We start from the raw sequence: 20,465 nt of genomic DNA, 5'->3' as shown, positions 1-20,465 counted from the left end.
ACTGCCGTACGGGCTGATTCACCGGCTCACTCGTCCGACAGCTGCCGACGATACCTCTATTCTGCCGTCGTGACTCAAAACTGATTTTGATTCTTCTGAGCATATTTACATTATGGCCCCGAATCAGTTCCGATGGCAGTACTCTCCGCGTTCCGCGACGGTGTATCGGTCCTCCAGCGAAATCCGGTGATACTCGTCGTCGGGGTGGCGATAATGGCGATCCAGCAGGTGTCGTCGCTCGGCGAGTTCACCGAATCGTTCGCGCTGATCGCCCTCTTCAGTCTGGTCGGATTCGGAATCACGATCGTCGTCTGGCCGTTTTTCCTCGCCGGCATCCTCGGGATGGCCCTCGAGGGACTCGAGGGAGCAACGACGCTCGATCGGTTCCTCGAGGTCGGAAAGCAACGGTACGTCTCGATGCTCGGGGCACAGGTCCTGTTCATCGGGCTGATGATCGCCCTGTTTATCGCCGTGTTCTTCGTGTCCGCTATCGCGACGATCGCGTTCGGGATCGGATTCGCCGCCATGGAGTTCGACGCCGGGGCGGGGCTCCCGGTCGGAATCGGGATCTTCGCGATAATCGGAATCGTGTTCTTTCTCGTGTTCTTCGTCGTCTTCATGTTCCTGCAGTTTTTCGACGCGGCGATCGTCGTCGAGGGTGAGCGCGCGTTCGACGCGTTCGGCCGGAGCATTCACGTCGTCCGGTCGAACCTGCTGAGCGTCGTCGGCTACACTCTCCTCTGGGGAACGGTGAACGTCGCGATGTTCACGCCGGTGTACGTAACCGAGTTCGCGGTGGCCCAACCGGGACTCCAACTCGAGGTGAGCGAGACGATGCTCCGGGCGGCGGCGATCGGCCTCACCGTCGTCGTCGGCGGACTGATACAGGCGTATCTCTACACCGTCCACGCCGCCTACTACACGCGATTGCTCCCCGAGCCCGCTCCACAGGAGCGGGCAGACGACGGAGCTCGGTTGTAGCCTCTCGTCACGCCGGCCAGTCGCTGAGTTCGTCGAGAACCAACCCTCGACGGCGACCGCCCTACACCCCGAGAAACCTGAGGAAGAGGCCGGCGAGGACGATGACCACCCCGATCGTCGACCCGACCAGCGGCGGCAGAACCGGGATCGGAATGACGATCAGGAGGATGCCGACGGCGATGACTTTCGTGGACGTTCTCACGCTCGGTCTCTCCACGCCCACGGATAAAACGCCGCGGGGTGGGCGAGCGACCGTCGGGACAGACGACGACTCGAGTCGCCATCGAACACTCGATTCCGGCCGACTCGAGGGAATCGAAATTACGGTAGACGCGCCAGAACACAGTGGCGACGGCCGCGGCGAGGCACAGTCCTTAAGCAGTTCTCACCGCTATTGGGAGTCGATGCACGTCATCGGAACGGTGGGTCTGCCCGGAAGCGGGAAGGGCGAGGCCGCCACCGTCGCACGCGAGGAGGGAATCCCGGTGGTGACGATGGGCGACGTCGTCCGCCAGGAGACCGCGGATCGCGGGCTCGATCCCGCGAAAGACCACGGCACCGTCGCACAGGCGCTTCGCGAGGAGAACGGCCCGGCGGCGATCGCCGAGCGGTCGCTTCCGATGATCGAAGACCGTCTCGAGAGCCACGACACCGTCCTAGTCGACGGCATTCGCTCGGACGTCGAAGTCGACGCCTTCGAGGAGCGCTTCGAGGAGGCCTTCACGCTCGTCAGCATCGAGGCCCCCTTCGACGTTCGCCGAGAGCGTATCGATACACGGGGGCGGGACGCCGGTGAAGCCGACGGCGGCGAGGGACTAGCCGCCCGCGACGAGCGCGAGCGTGGCTTCGGGATGGACGACGCGATGGATCGCGCGGACGTCGTCGTCGAGAACACCGACACGCTCGAGGCGTTTCACGAGCGGATTCGGTCGATCATTCGCGAAGGGGAGACGAGCGACGCCGAGGAACCCACGGAGGTGCGCCGGCCGTGACGGACGTCTACCGCGTCGACGTCGAGATCACCGCGCCCGTCTACGACACGGAGGTCACCAGCCGCGTCGCCGACGCGATCACGAATATCTTCCCGAACGCCGAACTCGAGGAGAGCTTCGGCGAGATCAGGGCAGAAACCCACTCGATGGATCACTTCTCCGATCTGCTCCACCGCCAGGAGATCCTCGACACCGCCCGCGGTGAGTTCTTCTCGAATCGCGATGGGAACGTCTTCTCGTTCGCGTTGAAAAAACAGGCGGCCTTCGAGGACCGCGTCAACTTCTCGGTCGGCGAACCCGACGAACTCGGCGAGATCAGCGTTCGCGTCCGCGTCGAGGAGCCGACACTCGAGGAGTACGTCGACCACGTCGCGCCACCGACCGAGGACGGACGCCCGCTCGAAGGGTGAAAGCACCGGTTTCGTCGATTACACCGTGTCGTACGGTCTGTCGTGATTCGGTACCATGACCGCGGTCCGGTACCGAGGAGAGCGGCCGACAGCTTTTGTTCGACGGGGAGAGATCCAAACATATGAGCGGCGACGGGCGGGATTCTGATCGGCAGCGAGCCCACGGCGAGTATCAGGACCTGATCGACGCGATGAACGACACGGCGTGGGTTCTCGCTCCCGATGGACGAATCGAAGCCGTAAACGAGTCGGCCGTCCAGACGCTCGGATACTCACGAGAGACGTTACTCTCGATGCAGATTCACGAGATCGACGACGGACTGGAACCAGACGAGATCACAGAACTCATCGAGAACATGCCCACTGACGGGCTCCAGGTGTTCGAGACCGTCCACGAAGCCAACGACGGGACGAAAATCCCCGTCGAAATTAGCTCGAGTCTCGTCTCCTACCACGGTGAGACGCGTATCTTGAGTATCGCTCGAGACATCACCGAACGCAAGCGCTACGAGGAGGAGTTGGAACGACAACGGGACGATCTCGAACTGCTCAACGAAGTCCTCCGTCACGACATTCGAAACGACCTCGCGGTTATCAGCGGTGCCGCGGAGTCGCTTCGGGAACAGCTCGGCGACGAGTCGAATCCGGATCTGACGACGATACAGGAAAAGACCGGACACGCGGTCGACCTCACGACGACTGCGCGTGATCTGGCAAGGGTGATGCTCCAAACCGAGGTCGACGATCAACGCGTCCCCCTCGCACGAACGGTCGTCCAGCAAGTAGCGGAGACTCGTTCGGGATATCCGGACGCGGACGTGACGATCGAAGGAGAGCTTCCGGCGGTACAGGTCAGTGCCGACGAGTTGCTGGAGGCCGTGTTTCGGAACCTCTTGCAGAATGCGATCCAGCACAACGATACGGACACGCCGAACGTGACCGTGCGTGCGGAAACGCTCGAGGATCGAGTGGCGGTCCGGATCGCGGACAACGGACCAGGGGTACCGGACTCCCAGAAGTCGGCGATTTTCGGGAGGGGCGAGAAAGGGCTTGCAAGCGCCGGGAGCGGAATCGGATTGTACCTCGTGCAGACGCTGGTGGACCGCTACGGTGGCACGGTTCGGATCGAAGACAACGACCCCGACGGTTCGGTTTTCGTCGTCGAGTTACCGATCGCCGGATAACGCAGGCTCGAGGAGGCGTCGTCCGGAGCCACCTGAGACGGTTCACTGCCCGCCAGGTCCGACACACGCACGACCCTGGGGCGGGTGCGCCGGCAGGTCGGGACAACGAGACGTGACCGTCGAGAGAAAACTGGCCCGACGGTCAGAACGGGCCCATGCCGCCCATACCGCCGCCACCGCCGCCTTGCTGTTGCATCTGTTGCATCATCCGCTGCATCTCCTGGTCCGAGCCCATCCCCTGGAACTGCTTGATGGTTCGTTCCATCATCTTGTACTGCTGGAGGAGTTCCCGGACCTCGTCCTCGCTGGTGCCCGATCCGCGGGCGATGCGTTCGATCTGGCTCGCACCGATGGCCTTGGGGTACTCCTTTTCGGCGTCGGTCATCGAGTCCATGATGACGCTGAACGTGTGCATCCGCTCCTGGGTGACGTCCATCGCGTCGTCGGGAAGCTGGTCTTTGATCCCGCCGCCGAAACCGGGGATCATGTCCATCACCTGATCCAGCGGCCCCATGTTGTTCATCGCCTCCATCTGTTTTTGCATGTCGTTTAAGCTGAACTGGCCCTGGAGCATGTCCTCGGGGTCCCAGTCTTCCTCTTCGATGTCGGTCTCGGCCATCGCACGCTCGACGCGTTCGGCGAGTTGACCGAGGTCGCCCATACCGAGCAGCCGGGAGATGAAGCCGTCAGGTTCGAAGCGCTCGACGTCCTGGACCTCCTCGCCGGTCCCGAGGAACGCGATCGAGGAGTCGGTCTGGTCGACGGCCGTCAGCGCACCACCACCTTTCGCCGTCCCGTCTAACTTCGTGATGACGACGCCGTCGATGCCGATCGACTCGTCGAACTGCTGGGCCTGCTCCTTTGCACCCTGTCCGATCGCGGCGTCGAGTACGAGCAGGGAGGTGTCGGGGTCGGCGACGCCTTCGATCTGTTCGATCTCGTCGATCAAGTCGTCTTCCAGCGCGTGACGGCCGGCCGTGTCCACGATGTGGACGTCGGCCTCGCTGGTCTCCTCGAGTCCCTTCCGGGCGATTTCGACGGGATCTTCGCTGTCCGGGTTGCCGTAGTAGTCGACCTCAGCGCGGCCAGCCATCTCTTGGGCCTGCTCGTAGGCACCGGGACGGAACGTGTCGGTCTGGATGACCGCCGGACGAAGGCCCTTGGTCGAGAACCACCAAGCCATCTTCGCGGCGGAGGTCGTCTTCCCGGATCCCTGGAGGCCTGCAAGGAGGATCGTCTGCTCTTCGAGTGGCAACTCCGTCGACTCGCCGATGAGGTCGACCAGTTCCTCGTAGACGATGCGCAGGACGAAATCCCGCGCCGGCGTTCCGGCGGGCGGTTCCTCCTCGAGCGACCGCGCTTCGATGTTGTCCGAGAGCTCCATCACGAGCGAGACGTCGACGTCGGCCGACAGCAAGGAGCGCTGGATCTCCTTGACGATCTCCTCGATGTCCTCCTCGCTCAGTCGTGACTTCCCGCGGAGTTTGTCGAGGGTGCCCCGCAGAGAGCTTCCGAGATCGTCGAGTACCATTTGCTACCCGTAGGAGGCGACGTCGTTAAAGGCTTTTTCTCGGGCGGGGCGCTGACGGATGGTGCTCGCGTTCGGTCGGCTCCCACGCCGGCGGGGCCGCTGTCGGTGGATATTCATCCCGGCGACGAGAAAGAAGTCGTATGACCGCAGACTCCAACGCGGACGCCGATCCCGACGCGTACGACGCGCTCGCCGACGCCGAGGTTACGATGCGCCGGAACGATCACGGACTCCACATCGCCGACGACGAGGAGACGGGCGTCTCGAGCCAGGGCCAGACGCCGGAAGAGGCGCTTTCGAATCTCGCCGCGGCAGTCGAATCCTACCTGGAAGCGACCGACGACGATCCGGGCGACGACTGGCTCTAAGAGCCGTTCTGGCAACGAACCGGTTCGATCGATCTGCCGTCCGTTCGGACGGTTTGCTGTCCCGATGTCCCGGCGAAACCGCGACCCGGATAGCAGTCGCGCCGGAAAAAACGTACAGCAGACCGTATCAGTCAGCCACCAGAGTGGTTATACCGCCTTGAGACACACAGCAACCATGACTGTCCAGCGTGATCGCGTCGAAACCGTGTTGCGGGCGATCGTCCACGAACTCAGAGTCGAGCGAGTCACCTTCATGGCCGGGAGCATCGCCTACAACGCCTTTCTCTCGCTGTTACCGCTCCTCCTATTGTTGCTCGCGGTCATCGGCTCCGTCGGGAACCAGAGTCTCGAGGATGGACTGGTCTCGATCACTCGAGCGGCGTTGACTCCCGGTGCGGCGGACGTACTCGTCGCGGAACTCCAGACGACGCCGCCCGCCGCCTCGACGCTGGGCATCGTCGCTCTCGTCTGGGGAGCGTTGCGGATATTCAGAAGTCTCGACATGGCCTTCTCGGACATCTACGAGTCTCAGGCGCGGAACACGTTGCTCAATCAGGTACACGATGCGGTCGTCGTGTTGGTCTCGGTGACTGCGGTCGTCGCCGCCGTCGTCGCCATCGAATCCGTCGCACCCGGTGGGTTCGGCCGCTCCGGTGGCCCCGTGGGCTGGCTCGGACAGCGACTCTTCCTCGTCGTCGCCGTCGGCGTCGCGCTGGTCCCGATGTACTACCTGTTTCCCGACGAGGAGGATATGGCGCTCATCGAGGCGCTTCCGGGCGTCGCCATCACCGCCGTCGGACTCGTCGCCGCGGAGTCGCTGTTTCAACTGTACGTCCAGTACAGTTCGGCGAGCGCCCAGAACAGCCTGCTCGCCGGGATCATCGTCTTGATGACGTGGTTGTACGTCAGCGGACTTCTCATCCTCGTTGGCGCAGCCGTCAACGCCGTGCTCTCGAACCGAAGCGAGGACGTCTCGATCCGCCCCGTCCTGGGCGGCATCCCGCTCGAGGAAGACGGTGCGGAACCGACGACCAGCGGCGAACCCGCCGATCCAATCCGGGCGATCGACGACCTTCGCGAGCGCCTCCCAACGGCAACCGACGTCGAAGTCGTCGTCGATGGGGAGTCCGTGCGGCTCTCCCCGCCGGATCGGATCGACACCGACCGACGGAAGACGGTGATTCCGTTCGTCGACGACACCGTCAGTATCGGTCTGCACTGGAACGTCCGGGACAGCGAATCCGATTCAGAGGCCGCCGATCCACGGGAGTGACGTCGAATACAATCGATACTCACCAGTACAAAATGTTTAATTGGAATCTATTAGACGTCTAGATGTCCCTCCATGAATTTCGACCTCGACGGCGGTAAGTTGTTGTACGCCCTGGGCGTCGTCTTCGCGCTCGTCGCGCTCCTGTATTTCGTCCAGGACGTGGTGTTCGGGCTCTCGATTACGGTACGAACCGTCCTGCTATTTGCCCTGTTCGTCGGCTTCTTCGTCGGCGGCGTCGCCATCGACCGGGGTGGCCTCGGCGTGGTGTCTTTCGCGCTCGCGTCGATCAGCTACGCGGTGTTCGTCTGGTACACTGTAAGCCGGTACGAGTTCGGCGAGACCGGGATCTTCCTCGCACTCGCCGTCTCGGCGGCGCTGTTCGTCGGACTGGGCTACGCCGTCCGTGAACGGGAGGTCGCGATCAGCCTCCGCACCGCCGGCATCGTCGTCATCGCGTTGTGCTGTCTCAGTCTCGTCCTCGTCGGCGCTGACGTCCTCGGCGGCGGCGTCACCTACGAAACCAGCCTCGAGGAGTCCGTCACCGTAACTGCCCCCGAGGACGTCTCGACGGACCGGGACGGAACCCCTGTGGAGGTCTCCGTCGGGACGGCCACCGCCACCAACGGGTTCGTCTTCACGCGCCCGCTCGAGCACCCAGCGATCTACGGCTGCGTGGCCGGAACGGACGACGTCCTCGGGGACGAAGTCCCCATTAGATACGAGCCCTCGAGCTATCGACATCCGGACGCGATCGGCGGCAACGCCGAACACAGCGCCGAACTCACGGCACGCGTTCTCCTCGACGACGACGTCGACGAGACGACGCTTTCGCTCGAACGCGACGACACCGTCGACGACTGCGACGTGACCCGGTCGGAGCCGACGCTCGTCGTCGTGGTCGACGAAGGCGAGTGAGACGCGGACACCTCGAGTGCGTGAAGCGGACAGAGACGCGGCGTCGTCGGATCGCTACCGGTTCCACGGACCGTAGTCGGGATCGATCAGCCGGCGGCGGCGATCGATCGAGTCGAGTAGCTCGAGATCGTCGTCGTCGAGATCGATCTCGCGGGCCGCGAGGTTCTGTGCTGCGTGCTCGCGGCTGCTGGCTTTCGGGATGACGGCGACGGGATCGTGCGAGAGCAGCCACGCGAGCGAGATCTGTGCCGGCGAGGCGTCGTGTTTCTCGGCGACCTGCCGGATTTCGGGGATATCGAACACCTCTCCCCGGGCCAGCGGCGAGTAGGCGACGAGCCAGTGATCGTGCTTCCGGGCGTAGGCGACCAGCTCCTCCTGGGGGAGCAGCGGATGCATCTCGACCTGGTGAGCGAAGATCGGCGCATCGAGGATCTCGCGGGCCTCCTCGAGCAGTTCAGGCGTGAAATTCGAGAGGCCGACGTTGCGGATCTTGCCGGCCTCGTAGGCGTCGTCGAACGCCGACAGAATCGTCTCGTGATCGTAGATCCCCGTCGGCCAGTGGACGTAACAGAGGTCGACGGCGTCGACGCCCAGTCGCTCGAGGCAGCCGTCGATCGCTTCGGGAACCTGCTCCGGGTCGGGCGGGACGTCGTGGTGGACGGTCTTCGTCGAGAGGAAAACGTCCTCGCGGTCGACGTCGCTCGAGTGTAGTCCCTGGCCGACGTACTCCTCGTTTTCGTACACCTGCGCCGTGTCGATATGTCGGTAGCCGACCTCGAGGGCGGTCCTGACGTTGTCGGTCCACTGCTCGCGGTCGTCGTCGGAGTACGTCCCGAGGCCGATTCGAGGGAACGAGTCTCGAGGCATGAATCCGACCTTGTCGATACTCTGGAATGGTTCTTCCGGTCGCGACACAGACAGGTTTTCGGACCGACTCGAGAGCGACCCGCCTACCCGAGATTGCAGGTTTCACCGGGTTCCTCGACTGGTGGAAAGAGATGCGCTCGTCATACTGATTACTGTCGCGATGGACCGGTGAGACCGCCGTCCGGGTCGCGGTCTCACCGGAACTGATCGACAGTAAACCGTATCAGGAGTCGACAGCACCCGTCGCTACCTCGCCGTCGTTCGCCAGCCACTCCGTCAGACTTCCCTCGTAGAAGGCGACGTCCTCGTAGCCGAGCGCCCTGAGTACGACGTAGGTGTGACTGATCCGGCGAGCCGTGTTACAGTAGAGGACGATCTCGCGGTCGGGCGTGATCCCGTACTCCGCGAGCAGATCCTCGAGGTCGTCTTCAGATTGCAGCCGTCGCGTCTCGTCGTCGACGACCTCGCGCCAGTCGAAGCGGACGGCACCGGGCAGGCGGGCCTCCTCGAACTCGTGAGCCTCGCGCGTGTCGACGAACAGCGCGTCGCACTCGAGTGCGTCTTCGACGGCCTCGAGGCCGACGAGTGGGCTCTCCTCCCGAGAGAGCGGATCGGTCTCGTAGCTCGTCGGTTCGAACTCCGGTTCCGCGGTCGTCGTCTCGTACTCGCGGTTCCAGGCGCTGTAGTCGCCGTCGAGGAGACGAACGTCGTCGTGGCCGTACTCGAGAGCGGTGAGCACGAACCGGGCGGCGAAGACGCCGTGGGTGTCGTCGTAGGCGACGATCGTGTCCGTCGGTTCGATCCCGGCGTCCGAGAGCAGATCGGCGAACGCATCGGGGCCGGGAAGCGTCCCGCGGTCGACGTCCGACTCGTCGCGGTAGCTGTCGAAGGGGACGTTGACCGCCCCAGGGATGTGGCCGATCCCGTCGTACTCCCACGGGTCGCGGACGTCGACGGGGCGGACGGTCGGCTCCTCGAGTCGCGATGCCAGCCAGTCTGGTGAGACGACGACGGATTCGTCCATCGGTCGTATCGACGCCTCGGAGCACCGATAACCCACTGTTCCCGGCACGTCTCCCCTGGGTACCGAGGTCGTGGCAATTGTTTCCGGATTCAGTCGAGACTCCGTGGTCGTTCCACGGGTCATACGACGGGCGTGCTCGCAGCTGGGAGACGACGGCCACCTGCGGGACGTCCGTAGTCGGTCGTCGTTCGAGGTAGCGGCAACCATCACCGAGACGGTCGACCTGTGACCGAATTGTCCGGTTCGAGTGCCACTATGACCCCGGGGAACGTGGACTCGAGTATGGCAACTGAATACGCCAACGACGTACTCGTCACCGCCGACTGGGCCGACCAGCGCCTCGAGGAGTTCCAGAGCGACGACTCCGACCTCCGGCTGGTCGAGGTCGACGTCGACACGGAAGCCTACGACGAAGAACACGCCCCCGGTGCGATCGGGTTCAACTGGGAGACCCAGCTCCAGGACCAGACCACTCGTGATATCCTCTCGAAAGAGGACTTCGAGGAGCTGCTCGGTAGTCACGGCATCAGCGAGGACGACACCGTCGTCCTCTACGGCGACAACTCGAACTGGTTTGCCGCCTACACCTACTGGCAGCTGAAATACTACGGCCACGAGGACGTCTATCTCCTCGACGGCGGCCGCGAGTACTGGCTCGAGAACGAGTATCCGACGACCGACGAGGAGCCCGATTTCTCGGCCGTCGAGTACGATGCCGCGGGCCCGCGCGAGAGCATCCGCGCCTACCGCGAGGACGTCGAAAACGCCATCGAACGCGGCGTTCCGCTCGTCGACGTCCGCTCGCCCGAGGAGTTCAGCGGCGAGATCCTCGCGCCACCGGGACTGCAGGAAACCGCCCAGCGCGGCGGCCACATTCCCGGCGCGACGAACATCTCGTGGGCCGCGGTCACGAACGACGACGGCACCTTCAAGGGCCGTGAGGAACTCGAGGAGCTGTACGCCGAGGAGGACATCGACGGCGACGAGACCACCGTCGCCTACTGCCGCATCGGCGAGCGCTCCTCGGTCGCGTGGTTCGCGCTTCACGAACTGCTCGGCTACGAGGACGCCGTCAACTACGACGGCTCCTGGACCGAGTGGGGTAACCTCGTGAACGCACCGATCGAGAAAGGCGAGGGGGACTGAGTGACGCGAAGGAGCCCTCCTACCGGAACGGGGAGCGAAAGCGACCCGTGGAGCAAGGCGGCGCCGCGCTTCCCGCGACGATAGGCCTAACCCCCGCCCACACGAACCGCCACTCATGATTGACACCGACGCGTTCCTCGAGACCGTCCAGGAAGACAATCAGACCGCGCTCTCGAGACTTGGCTCCTCGAAGTCCCTCTATGCTGATACGGGCGGCGAGATCGACACCGAACCCGTCCTCCAGGCCACCGCGGACGCCGAACACGCCGCCTGGCAGACCTTCGAGGGGTGGGCAGACGACGAGGACGTTTCGGCCGCGAGCGAGGCGTTCGCGACCACCGCCGAGGAGGAGCAAGCCCACTTCGAGACCGTCCTCGAACATCTCGGCGACGAGAGCTACGACCCCCAGGAGGTGCCGGCGCTCCACGAGTACCTCCGCGGACTCGAGTCGACGGTCGACCGCGTCGGCGCGTTCGTCGGACGCATCCTCGCGAGCACGCGCTCGAAAGATCAGGTCGTCGGCTACTTCGTCGGCGACGCCGACCCCCAGACCGCCGGCGTCTTCCGCGAGTTCGGCGACGACTTAGACGACCAACTCGAGCGCGCCGAGACGCTGCTCGAGGAGGTCTGTTCCGACGCGGACGACCGCGAGCGCGCCCAGGAAGCCGCGACGGGTGCGATCGAGGCCGCCTACGAGGAGTACGTCGAGAACCTCGAGGCGATGGGTGCGAACCCGAAACCAGTCTGTTGAGCGCGCTTCGTGTCGATCAGACGCCCTCGAGCGTCTCTCGGAACGCGTGGATCGACTCGAGTGCGTCCTCGACGTGGTCGGCGACCTCCCCGCCCGCGTCGTCGGCGATCTCGTTCAAAACGTGTTCGTGACGGGCGAGTTTGCCGTGATCGGGGCCTCGATCGGCGTCCGCGAGAGTCTCGAACTGTTCGGACTGGTCGGACAGTCGGTCGCGGGCGTCGCCGTCCGCCGCGCTCGCCGCACGTTCGAGTGAGTCGGCCGCGTCCGCGAGTCGGTCACGCGTCATGTACGAGCGTTCGAGGGGGGCTGATAAAACTGTTTCAGGAGCTACACGACTCTGGAAATTCGGTCGGCGAGCTCGAGATCGGTGACGTGTTCGGCGTCGGGACCGAGGCCAGCGACGGTGTCGTGGAAGTTCGTCCGGTAGCTCGCCGGGCCGTTGTGGTCCATCTCAGCGGCGTGCTCGCCGGCGACGCCGAACGCGAGCGTTCCGTGGACGGCAGCCGCGTGGCCGTCCTCGAGTGTGCCCGCGAAGACAGCGAGGGTGGCACCGAGCATACAGCCGGTGCCGACGACGTCGCCGAGCCGGTCGTGACCGGCCGAGAGTCGGTAGGCGCTCTCGGAGTCGGCGATGACGTCCTCGACGCCCGAGGCGACGACGGTCGCGCCGGTCGAGTCGGCCAGCGAGCGAGCCGTGCGTTCGATCTCCTCGTAGTCGCCGACGGACTCGACGCCTTTCACTTCGGATTCGACGCCAGCGAGGGCACTCACTTCGCCGTAGTTGCCCTTGATGATCGAGAACTCGAGCTCCGAGAGCAGCGACTCGGCGACCGCCTCCCGAGAGGGCGTCGAGCCCACGCCGACGGGGTCGAGGACGACCGGAACGCCGCGTTCGTTCGCCCGGCGACCGGCCTCGCGGGCAGCCTCGACTTTCGGCGCCGGAATCTGCCCGGTGTTGATCAGGACCGCGTCCGCGAGGTCGGCCATCTCGCCGGCGTCACCGGGCGAGTCGGCCATCACCGGCAGTGCCCCCCAGTGGAGGATCAGGTTCGCGACGTCGTTCATCGTGACCTCGTTGGTCAGTGACTGAACCAGCGGTTCACCCTCGCGGATCGTCCGAAGCGACGATGCGAGTTCCGCCGTCGTAACGTCGATCGAGTCACTCATTCGTCGGTTCTCCGCTCTCGGGGCTCTTGCCGCTTTCGACGGCTGCTGCCAGTCTCGCGGTCGCCCGGCTCGGATCCGTCGCCGTCGTTATCTCCGAGATGACGGCGACGCCGGCGGCACCCGCCTCGGCGACCGGCCCGGCGTTGTCGGCCGTCACGCCGCCAATGCCGACGATCGGGATCGAGACGGCGTCGGCGATCTCGGCGACGCGTTTGGGGCCGACGCCGTCTTTCTCCACTGCGTCGTCCTTCGAGGTGGTGCCGTATATCGTCCCGACGCCGAGGTAGTCCGCACCGTCGGCCTCGGCGCGCTCGGCTTGCTCGACGGTCGAGGTCGAACAGCCGACGATCGCGTCGGGACCGAGCAGGTCGCGGGCGATCGCAACCGGGAGATCGGACTGACCGACGTGGACGCCGTCGGCGTCGATCGCCGTCGCGACGTCGACCCGGTCGTTGACGATCAGATCGACGCCCGCCGCGGCGGTGAGTTCGCGCAACTCGAGGCCGAGTTCGTACCGCCAGCGCGTATCGGTGTCTTTCTCGCGAAGCTGGACGGCGTCGATCCCGCCGTCGATTGCCTCGCGGACGATCTCGACGGTCGACCGACCGCTCGAGAGCGACTCCTGGGTGACGAGGTAGGTCCGCCAGTTCGAGGGTGCCATGGCGGATACGGCGGCAGTGAGACACTAAGCGGCTTCGGTCGGCGAGACGGGTGGCCGAAGGTGGATCGGCGAGCGATCGACCGCAGGATCGAGCGACAGCTGTCAAACCGGTGTTTAATTCGGACCCGGATATCGTTATATAGGTGACAAACGGGTGTGTACCTTTATCTGGATAGAGAATCACACGGGGACAGAGACGATCACTTCGGAATGACTTTCTCGTCGCGATCACGACAGCGTACGGTTCTCTACCTCGCCGAAACCGCTGGTTCGGCCCGCGAGGGCGCGGCCGCGCTGGAAACGGTTCGCTCGGGGCCGGACAGATACGTCCACCCGATGTCGACCGAGGACGTCGGACAGTTACGGGCGTGGGAGTCGGACGTCGACTGCATCGTCTTCGCCGAGACCCCGACTGCCGCGGGGTCGGCGCTCCTCGAGGCGATCGAAACCTGCGAGTCGACGCCGATCGTGCTCTTCTCGGAGGCGTCGTACGCCCCGACGGCGGCACGGGCGACGGACGGACTCGCGGGGTACGTTCGGCGAGACGCCGACGACGCGATCGTCCACCTCGCCGACGAGATCGAGTGGGTGTGTGCCGGCCAAGCCGAATCCGACGCCGAACCCGAGACGATCGCCATGCCCGGCGGCCGGTCGGCGACGAGCGACGACCTCGCCGACCGACTCCTCGAGTCGCTCGTCGACGTCGCAACCCGGGAGGATCGCGATCGACTGTTCGAACTGTTGGTCGTCCACGCGGCGACCGCACTCGAGGTCGACTACTGCTGGCTCTCGACGGTCCAGTTTGGCGAGTTCACGCTGCGATCCGCGACTGCGGCCGTTCCCGAATCGGACCTCGACGGGATGGCCCGCGACGGAGTCCTCGACGAGGTTCTCCGGAGCGGCGACCCCGTGATACTCGACGAGCGCGACGAGGACCAGCCGGATCACCCGTTCGACGCCGTCGACGAACTGCGATCGATCTGTTGTGTCCCCGTCGGCGACGTCGGCGTCTTACACGCCGCAACGGCTGAGCGAACCGCGTTCGACGAGCGCGACTGCGAGGCGCTCGCGTCGTACTGTCGGGTCGCCCGCGCCGTCCTCGAGCGTCTCGAGACCGAGTCGAGACTCGCCGACGAGAACGACCGTCTCCGGGAAGAGCGGGATCGCGTTCGGACGGAGCAAAAGAAACTCCTCGTCGAACGGGATCACGTCGCCACGGAACGCGACGAACTCCTCGTCGAACGGGATCACGCCGCCACGGAACGCGACCGTCTCCGATCGCTGTTCGAGCGGTTCCCGGAGCCGGCGGCCCGCTACGAGATCGACGACGGAGAGGTGATCGTCCGAGCCGTCACCGAAGCCTACGCGGACGTCTTCGGCGTCGACCCAGAGACGGTCGTCGACGTCCCCATCGAGGTCGAGGCCGTCCTGCCGGGCGTCGGACGTCGAGAGTCGACGCTGCGCGAGGCGATTCGAGCGGGTGAACGACGACGGTTCGTCAGTCGGGTCGAGATCGGTGACGAGATCCGCGAATACCGCCTCGCGGTGGTTCCACTCGAGACAGGCGACGACGGCGACGCGCGGGAAGGCGAACGAAACTCCGGAGGACTGGTCGTCTACGACGACGTCACGGAGGCGAGACGATGCGAACGCGATCTGGCCGCGGCCGAGCGGCGTCTTTCGACCGTCGCCGAACTGGTCGACGACGACGTGCGGACGCTGCTGAACGTCGCCCGCGGGTTCCTCGATATCGCCGAAGAAACCGGGGACAGAGAACACTTCGTGGAAATCGCCGACGCCCAACGACAGCAACGGGAGCTGCTCGATCGTCTGGTCGCGATCGCTCGAGCGACCGAACCCGTCGCCGGCGACGGTCTCGCACTCGAGGACGGCGAACGTGATCGGCGCGAATCAGCGACGAGGTAACCGATCGCCCAGTGTGCGGAGCCGAACCTGAGCGATCGCTTCCGTCAGAACTCGAGAGAGGGTTCACCGGTCGCGACCAGCGACTCCCAGTCGGGGGATTCGCGGACCTCGGGAAACGGCGCGATGGGATCGGGGTCGGCCGTCTTCGGGCCGATCGGGCGACGCCACCAGGCGACGTCCCGCCAGTCGTCGTGGCTGTAGCCGATCGCCGGGAACTCGCCCAGCCGTTCGAATCCCAGACGCTCGTGGAACCGGACCGTCTCGGGGTTCGGAACGGTCGTCACCGCGTAGGCGTCGCGAACACCCTGGCGCTCGAGAATCGCGAACATCGACTCGTAGAGCCCACGCCCGACTCCCGACCGGCGGGCGTCGGCGGCGGCGTAGACCGAAAGTTCGACGACCCACTGGTAGGCGCGTCGTTTCCGCAGCCGACTCGCGTAGGCGTAGCCGACCACCTCGCCGTCGCGTTCACAGACCAGCCACGGGTACGTCTCGAGGGTCGACGCGATCCGGTCGGCCAGTTGGGCTTCCGTCGGCGCGCGCTCCTCGAACGTGACCGGCGTCGACTCACAGAAGTGTGCGTAAATGTCGCGAACGGCAGCCGCGTCTCCGCCAGCTACGGTCCCCCCGGTGATCGTTCCGGGCTCGGCGACTCGAATGCGGACGTCGCCCGCCATCGTCGACTACTCGTCGTCGAGTGCGAGCGAGGCCAGCATCGCCTCGAGTTGCAGTCGTTCGCTCGCTCCCTCGGTGATGCGGTAGTCGACTTCGCCGAGGCGCTCGAGCAGTCGCACGGTGGCCCCCTCCGGAATGTCGAACTCCCAGGCCGAGCGGTGGAGTTGGTCGATGACGTCGCCGCCGGCGAGCCCGCGGTCGGTCAGGAGATCCTCCAGGGCGGCGCGGGCGGCAGTGAAGTCGCCGTCGATGGCGTAGTCGACCATTGCCTCGACCTCCTCGGGCCGGGCGGTGGCGGTGATCGCGAAGACCGTCTCCTCGTCGACGGTCTCGCCCATGACTGCCGCGGCCTGCAGGCCGTTGATCGCCTTTCGCATGTCGCCATCACCGGCGTAGACGAGCGCGTCGATGCCGTCGTCGGTCACCTCGATCCCCTCCGTCTCGGCGATTTCGCGGATCTGGGCCTCGAGTGCCTCCTCGCCGAGTTCGGTGAATCGGAAGACGGCACACCGCGACTGGATGGGGTCGATGATCTGACTCGAGTAGTTACACGAGAGGATAAATCGGGTGTTGTTCGAGAACTGCTCCATCGTCCGTCGGAGAGCGGACTGGGCGTCGGAGGTGAGCGCGTCGGCCTCGTCTAAGAAGATGATGCGGTGGTCGTAGCCGCCGAAGGACGAACGCGCGAAGTCCTTGATCCGATCGCGGACGACGTCGATCCCGCGCTGGTCCGAGGCGTTGAGTTCGAGGAAGTTCTCGCGCCAGTCCTCGTCGTACACTTCGCGAGCGATGGCCTGTGCAGCCGTTGTGTTGTGCATAACGGTTGGCACGTCACCTGCGACGTAGTTTCGCGTTCCGGGCACCGTGAGATCGTAGACACGACGCTCGTCTTCGACGTGTTCGATGTCCGTTATGTGGTCGAAGTAAAGCGTTCCGCGCGAGAGTCGATCGAGTTCAACTAGTTGTTCGACGACTTCCATTGAACACATCTCATTGGCAACGCCGAGAATTCGTTCGGCGACAGTTTCGAACCGCGGCAGTGACCCGAGGTCGTGATCGTCGTTCTCGATAAGTTGACGGACATCACTACCAAGCAACGCCGTTCCCTCCGCGATTCGATTGTCCGAGACACCAAGGGCATCGATCGCGTTTCCGAGCGATTGCTGTATCGATGCAGTGTCTGGCACGTCAGTACGTGACTCAAGCGTAACGAGGAGCTCGCTCGTGCGGCTTGCAACCGGCGATCGTCGTCCATCAGAGTACTCAAGCAGCCGATCCGACCGAATTCCAGTCGTCGCTTCGACTTCCTTTCTGATCGAGAGTGGGTCCAACGTGGATCGCTCTCCGGCCCACACCGAGGGGATTGCGCTTATCGATCGAATGTCCGACCGGACTCGATCGATATCGTGCGTAACCTGTTGTGCCGCCTCAAGGCGATCAGATGCTGCTTGAATGAGACGGTCGATGTCCTCGAGATAGGACTCACGGCCGGGGTTTTCCGGGTTCAGCGTCTCGGTTATCAGTGGCTCTTTTTTCAACGAGAGCGTGTGACACAGGTGGTCGACGGCCGCTTGCGCAGGAATCGTATCGTGGTTCGGATTTCCAGAGCCGGCCGTCGCATCAGCGACTCGATCAGACTTGTGATCGATGGTGAATCCGACGGCATCCTCGAAGCGCGAAAGAGCAGGGATTCCAGAGATATACAGCGAATGATACTCCTGAGGTGATCCTGATCCATTCGTTGCCGTCTTTTCGACCCGCTTGCGCCGGGTTGGAATCCCGAACGACGCGAGCAGATAAGAACAGAGCGTGATCAGCGATTCGTCCTTTTGAGTCAGTTCGATCGTCCCCTGGGTGGCAACGTACGCCTCTGAATCGAAAACGGCCTGAAGGAACGCTGCTCGAGCGTCTTCTGAGGCGTGGACCAGCGTCGAACCGATAGCGGCCGTGTGCGAATCACCGAAGACGTCAAAACAGGATTCGAGGAAGTGATGGAGGGACTTGGTTCGGAGGTCGACGTACGGAACGCCCTTCTGGACACCACGAGTCGTTTCGGCATCGAACAGTTGCTGTGCAATCCGTTCGAACGTCTCACAGAGCGTCCTATCGGTATTGTAGAATTTGATCCGCCCATTCTCGATCCGTGCTTCGCTCACAGCGAGACCGACGAAGCGTGCCAGGTCCGGAGTAAGTTCCCAGGGCGGCGTGATCGGGCTGGATCGCTTGTTGTATCGCGTCACGTACTGGATACGTTCGACGTGGGATCGAAGTTCCGACTTCTCGACATCGAGCGACCGAAGATACGACAGTGAACACGTCGTCGACGGCACATGAAGATCGATCGATACCGTCCGAGCGTAATCGGTGGCGGTTTTTCGACGGATATCGTAGTCGGAAACGATCTCGTCGATCGAATAGCCGCGTCGGAGACAGCCGATCACCGTTTTTTTCTGTCCGACGTAGTTCTCTTCGGCCGGGATTTCGTGTCGGCGAGCGAAAGATTCCGAGACGGTCACGAACGTTCGCTCGCCGTCCATCGACGAGAGCCAGTCGAGTGAAGAAAACGGGCCGTCGGCCACGGGCGTCTTCAGCGGTCGAACGATACGTTCCTCCCCGGAAAGCCTTCCAGCCTCCCGCCACTCGAGTCCCGATTCGTCCGCGATGAGTAGCTTGTGTTCCGGTGTGACCGTGAACTCGTTGCCGTCACGGGTCTCGATCGAGACAAGATCGGTTGCGTTCTTCGAGAAAACGTGGGAGGGAGAAACGTATTCGAACGTACCGTCGTTGTCGTACGTGAGTATCTCGAGATCGTCATCCGGGTCGCCGAATCCGTCGACGCCACCGACGACAGCTGAAATGGGCGAAATACCCTCGTTGGTTAGTACTGGAGTCTCCCCTGTCACGCATTTTCCCGTCCCGGCCGGCCCCGCGAACATGAGGTGGGGCAGGTCGTCCTGTTCGACGTACCGCCGTAGTCGGGGGACGATATTCTCGTGGCCCTTGATCTCGTCGAGGCGCTCCGGCCGGTACTTCTCGATCCAGACTTCGGTCTTGCCGGGGGTCGGCTCCGCCGCCTCGGCGTCGGCCTCGCTCATACCCGACCAAGGAATCGCCAGGAAATAAATCGCCCGAAGAAATCCATCGCGTCGACCGTACGGGAGACGAGACGTACCCTGTGATTCTCCACACATCTGACGTATGTGTGACACTTTTTTGATCGTGCTCGAGGGAGTTCGTATATGGGTATAGATAACACACCATTGCGAACGGGCGTCCTCCTCCTCGCGCTCGCGGTCGTCCTCTGTGGGGCGCTCCCGGGGACGGTCGCCGCCCAGTCGGAGTCCCAGACCGGCGGGACGGTTATCGTCGAAGACGGGGAGACGGTCGACGAACTCGAAACCTTCGCAGGAGCGGTTATCGTCGAGGGAACCGTCACCGGCGACGTCAGCGCCGTCGCGGGCGACGTCCGAATCGAGGGCGACGTCGGCGGCGACCTCGAGGCTGCGGGCGGAAGCGTCACGATCGACGGGAACGTCGACGGTGACGTCGACGCCGCCGCGGGCGGACTCAGGGTGAGCGAGGGTGGAACCGTCGGCGGTGACGTCTCGGCGGGCGCGGGAACCGTCGTGATCGACGGGAGCGTCGACGGGAACGTGGCGGCCGGCGCGGAGACGATCCGGCTCGGCGACGACGCCGCGATCGCGGGCGATCTCCGCTACGGCGGCGAACTCGTCGGCAACACCGACGCGGTCGCGGGTGAAATCGCCCAGGAATCGACGGGCTGGGAGTTCGAACCCATCCTCGAGCCGATCGCCACCTGGCTGTTCGCGCTCTATACGCTGGGACTGAACCTGCTGCTCGGCGCGGCGTTGTTGCTCGTGTTCCCCCGGTTTTCCAGCGGGGTTGCCGGACGGATCGGGACCGATCCCGTCCGAACCGGACTCGTCGGGCTCGGTGTGCTCGTGGGGGTTCCCATCCTGCTCGTCGCGCTCGCGATCACGATCGTCGGGATCCCGGTGTCCGTCTTCGGCGGGTTCGCGTTCGCCCTCGCGATCTGGATCGCCGTCGTCTACGGACGCTACGCCGTCGCCGCCTGGCTCCTCTCGCTCGTCGACGTCCACAACCGGTGGGTCGCGCTCCTCGTCGGAGTAGTCGCCGGCGCGCTCGTCAGCCCGATACCGTATCTCGGCGGCCTGGTCGACCTGTTCGTCCTCCTGCTCGGACTCGGCGCGCTCGCCCGGGGGATCGTCGCCCACCGGCGTGCGGTTCGCCAGCGAGAGTCGCGATCCCAGGAAGGGGTCGGCGCGGACGGCCCGGCGGCGGATTGATATCCCTCGAGCGACGCGCTCAAGTTCGGCCTCGCCCAACTGCGCGTATGCACGTCACCGTCGACGTCAAGGGCGAAGACACTCACGAGGTCGAACTCGAGGCCGCCAACGGGAGGCCGACGTACGCCGACCTCCTCGGCGAGGTCGATCTCAGCCCCCACGAGGTGAGCGTCCTCGTCGACGGTCGCCCGGTCCCCGAGGATCAACCGATCGAGAGCGAGCACGTCACCGTCTTGCGGCTGATCAAAGGCGGGTGACGCTCGAAT

General features: G+C 64.4%; 21 protein-coding genes. 12 read left to right on the top strand and 9 right to left on the bottom strand.

What is annotated here, in order from left to right; all coding sequences use genetic code 11:
- Positions 1 to 132: 132 nt before the first annotated feature.
- Positions 133 to 981 carry a DUF7847 domain-containing protein gene (locus FYC77_RS00595; RefSeq protein WP_149079566.1) on the top strand — a complete coding sequence of 283 codons (849 nt, stop codon included), beginning with the start codon at positions 133 to 135 and terminating at the stop codon, positions 979 to 981.
- 61 nt (positions 982 to 1,042) lie between these two features.
- Here the strand turns inward: FYC77_RS00595 and FYC77_RS20275 are convergent, their stop codons facing one another.
- On the bottom strand, positions 1,043 to 1,183 hold the full coding sequence (locus FYC77_RS20275) for a hypothetical protein (protein ID WP_202911741.1): 141 nt from the start codon (positions 1,181 to 1,183) through the stop codon (positions 1,043 to 1,045).
- Positions 1,184 to 1,385: 202 nt separating this feature from the next.
- Here FYC77_RS20275 and FYC77_RS00590 point away from each other — a divergent pair, with 202 nt between their 5' ends.
- The 3 genes from FYC77_RS00590 to FYC77_RS00580 all read left to right on the top strand — a co-directional run bounded on the left by FYC77_RS00590 (position 1,386) and on the right by FYC77_RS00580 (position 3,567).
- Positions 1,386 to 1,973 (top strand): AAA family ATPase, encoded by a 588-nt coding sequence (locus FYC77_RS00590; RefSeq protein WP_149079821.1) that lies wholly within the window; start codon positions 1,386 to 1,388, stop codon positions 1,971 to 1,973.
- Entirely contained in the window at positions 1,970 to 2,383 is a 414-nt protein-coding gene (locus tag FYC77_RS00585; RefSeq protein ID WP_149079565.1) for an RNA-binding domain-containing protein, read from the top strand. Before FYC77_RS00590 ends, FYC77_RS00585 begins: the two co-directional genes overlap by 4 nt.
- Positions 2,384 to 2,505: 122 nt before the next feature.
- On the top strand, positions 2,506 to 3,567 hold the full coding sequence (locus FYC77_RS00580) for a two-component system sensor histidine kinase NtrB (RefSeq protein ID WP_149079564.1): 1,062 nt from the start codon (positions 2,506 to 2,508) through the stop codon (positions 3,565 to 3,567).
- 142 nt (positions 3,568 to 3,709) lie between these two features.
- Here FYC77_RS00580 and FYC77_RS00575 read toward each other — a convergent pair whose 3' ends face one another.
- Positions 3,710 to 5,098: a signal recognition particle protein Srp54 gene (locus tag FYC77_RS00575; protein ID WP_149079563.1), complete on the bottom strand. Its 1,389-nt coding sequence runs from the start codon at positions 5,096 to 5,098 to the stop codon at positions 3,710 to 3,712.
- Positions 5,099 to 5,238: 140 nt separating this feature from the next.
- On the opposite strand from FYC77_RS00575, the gene FYC77_RS00570 reads away from it, so the two are divergent.
- The 3 genes from FYC77_RS00570 to FYC77_RS00560 all read left to right on the top strand — a co-directional run bounded on the left by FYC77_RS00570 (position 5,239) and on the right by FYC77_RS00560 (position 7,654).
- Positions 5,239 to 5,466 (top strand): type II toxin-antitoxin system HicB family antitoxin, encoded by a 228-nt coding sequence (locus FYC77_RS00570; RefSeq protein WP_149079562.1) that lies wholly within the window; start codon positions 5,239 to 5,241, stop codon positions 5,464 to 5,466.
- A 175-nt stretch (positions 5,467 to 5,641) separates the two neighbouring features.
- Entirely contained in the window at positions 5,642 to 6,739 is a 1,098-nt protein-coding gene (locus FYC77_RS00565; RefSeq protein WP_149079561.1) for a YihY/virulence factor BrkB family protein, read from the top strand.
- A 72-nt stretch (positions 6,740 to 6,811) separates the two neighbouring features.
- Positions 6,812 to 7,654, top strand: a complete 843-nt coding sequence (locus FYC77_RS00560) for a hypothetical protein (RefSeq protein ID WP_149079560.1) — start codon at positions 6,812 to 6,814, stop codon at positions 7,652 to 7,654.
- A gap of 54 nt (positions 7,655 to 7,708) precedes the next feature.
- On the opposite strand, the gene FYC77_RS00555 is transcribed toward FYC77_RS00560, so the two are convergent.
- Positions 7,709 to 8,521, bottom strand: coding sequence for an aldo/keto reductase (locus FYC77_RS00555; protein WP_149079559.1), 813 nt, complete (start codon positions 8,519 to 8,521; stop codon positions 7,709 to 7,711).
- A gap of 223 nt (positions 8,522 to 8,744) precedes the next feature.
- Positions 8,745 to 9,545, bottom strand: coding sequence for a sulfurtransferase (locus tag FYC77_RS00550; RefSeq protein ID WP_149079558.1), 801 nt, complete (start codon positions 9,543 to 9,545; stop codon positions 8,745 to 8,747).
- Between the two features lie 282 nt (positions 9,546 to 9,827).
- Between FYC77_RS00550 and FYC77_RS00545 the strand changes: the two genes are divergently transcribed.
- Complete coding sequence (locus FYC77_RS00545) at positions 9,828 to 10,691, top strand: sulfurtransferase (RefSeq protein WP_149079557.1); 864 nt, start codon at positions 9,828 to 9,830, stop codon at positions 10,689 to 10,691.
- Between the two features lie 115 nt (positions 10,692 to 10,806).
- Positions 10,807 to 11,442, top strand: a complete 636-nt coding sequence (locus FYC77_RS00540) for a rubrerythrin family protein (RefSeq protein WP_149079556.1) — start codon at positions 10,807 to 10,809, stop codon at positions 11,440 to 11,442.
- A 16-nt stretch (positions 11,443 to 11,458) separates the two neighbouring features.
- On the opposite strand, the gene FYC77_RS00535 is transcribed toward FYC77_RS00540, so the two are convergent.
- The 3 genes from FYC77_RS00535 to thiE are packed head-to-tail and all read right to left on the bottom strand — an operon-like array spanning position 11,459 to position 13,270.
- Complete coding sequence (locus FYC77_RS00535) at positions 11,459 to 11,728, bottom strand: DUF7553 family protein (RefSeq protein ID WP_149079555.1); 270 nt, start codon at positions 11,726 to 11,728, stop codon at positions 11,459 to 11,461.
- Between the two features lie 41 nt (positions 11,729 to 11,769).
- On the bottom strand, positions 11,770 to 12,609 hold the full coding sequence (gene thiM / locus FYC77_RS00530) for a hydroxyethylthiazole kinase (protein ID WP_149079554.1): 840 nt from the start codon (positions 12,607 to 12,609) through the stop codon (positions 11,770 to 11,772).
- Entirely contained in the window at positions 12,602 to 13,270 is a 669-nt protein-coding gene (gene thiE, locus FYC77_RS00525) for a thiamine phosphate synthase (RefSeq protein ID WP_149079553.1), read from the bottom strand. Before thiE ends, thiM begins: the two co-directional genes overlap by 8 nt.
- A gap of 210 nt (positions 13,271 to 13,480) precedes the next feature.
- Between thiE and FYC77_RS00520 the strand changes: the two genes are divergently transcribed.
- A complete protein-coding gene (locus tag FYC77_RS00520) occupies positions 13,481 to 15,196 on the top strand; it encodes a GAF domain-containing protein (RefSeq protein WP_149079552.1) in 1,716 nt (571 codons plus the stop codon).
- Positions 15,197 to 15,240: 44 nt separating this feature from the next.
- Here the strand turns inward: FYC77_RS00520 and FYC77_RS00515 are convergent, their stop codons facing one another.
- On the bottom strand, positions 15,241 to 15,873 hold the full coding sequence (locus FYC77_RS00515; RefSeq protein ID WP_149079551.1) for a GNAT family N-acetyltransferase: 633 nt from the start codon (positions 15,871 to 15,873) through the stop codon (positions 15,241 to 15,243).
- 6 nt (positions 15,874 to 15,879) lie between these two features.
- Positions 15,880 to 18,966 carry a replication factor C small subunit gene (locus FYC77_RS00510; RefSeq protein WP_149079550.1) on the bottom strand — a complete coding sequence of 1,029 codons (3,087 nt, stop codon included), beginning with the start codon at positions 18,964 to 18,966 and terminating at the stop codon, positions 15,880 to 15,882.
- Positions 18,967 to 19,110: 144 nt separating this feature from the next.
- Here FYC77_RS00510 and FYC77_RS00505 point away from each other — a divergent pair, with 144 nt between their 5' ends.
- Both FYC77_RS00505 and samp2 read left to right on the top strand, forming a co-directional pair.
- Complete coding sequence (locus tag FYC77_RS00505; protein WP_149079549.1) at positions 19,111 to 20,199, top strand: polymer-forming cytoskeletal protein; 1,089 nt, start codon at positions 19,111 to 19,113, stop codon at positions 20,197 to 20,199.
- A 47-nt stretch (positions 20,200 to 20,246) separates the two neighbouring features.
- A complete protein-coding gene (gene samp2 / locus FYC77_RS00500) occupies positions 20,247 to 20,456 on the top strand; it encodes a ubiquitin-like small modifier protein SAMP2 (protein ID WP_149079548.1) in 210 nt (69 codons plus the stop codon).
- The last annotated feature ends 9 nt before the right edge of the window (positions 20,457 to 20,465 follow it).

It is taken from the genome of Natrialba swarupiae, from assembly GCF_008245225.1.
In the GTDB taxonomy this organism is placed as follows: Archaea; Halobacteriota; Halobacteria; order Halobacteriales; family Natrialbaceae; genus Natrarchaeobius; species Natrarchaeobius swarupiae.
The sequence above is the reverse complement of the archived record's forward strand: the minus strand, read 5'-3'. Positions and strand labels throughout refer to the sequence as shown.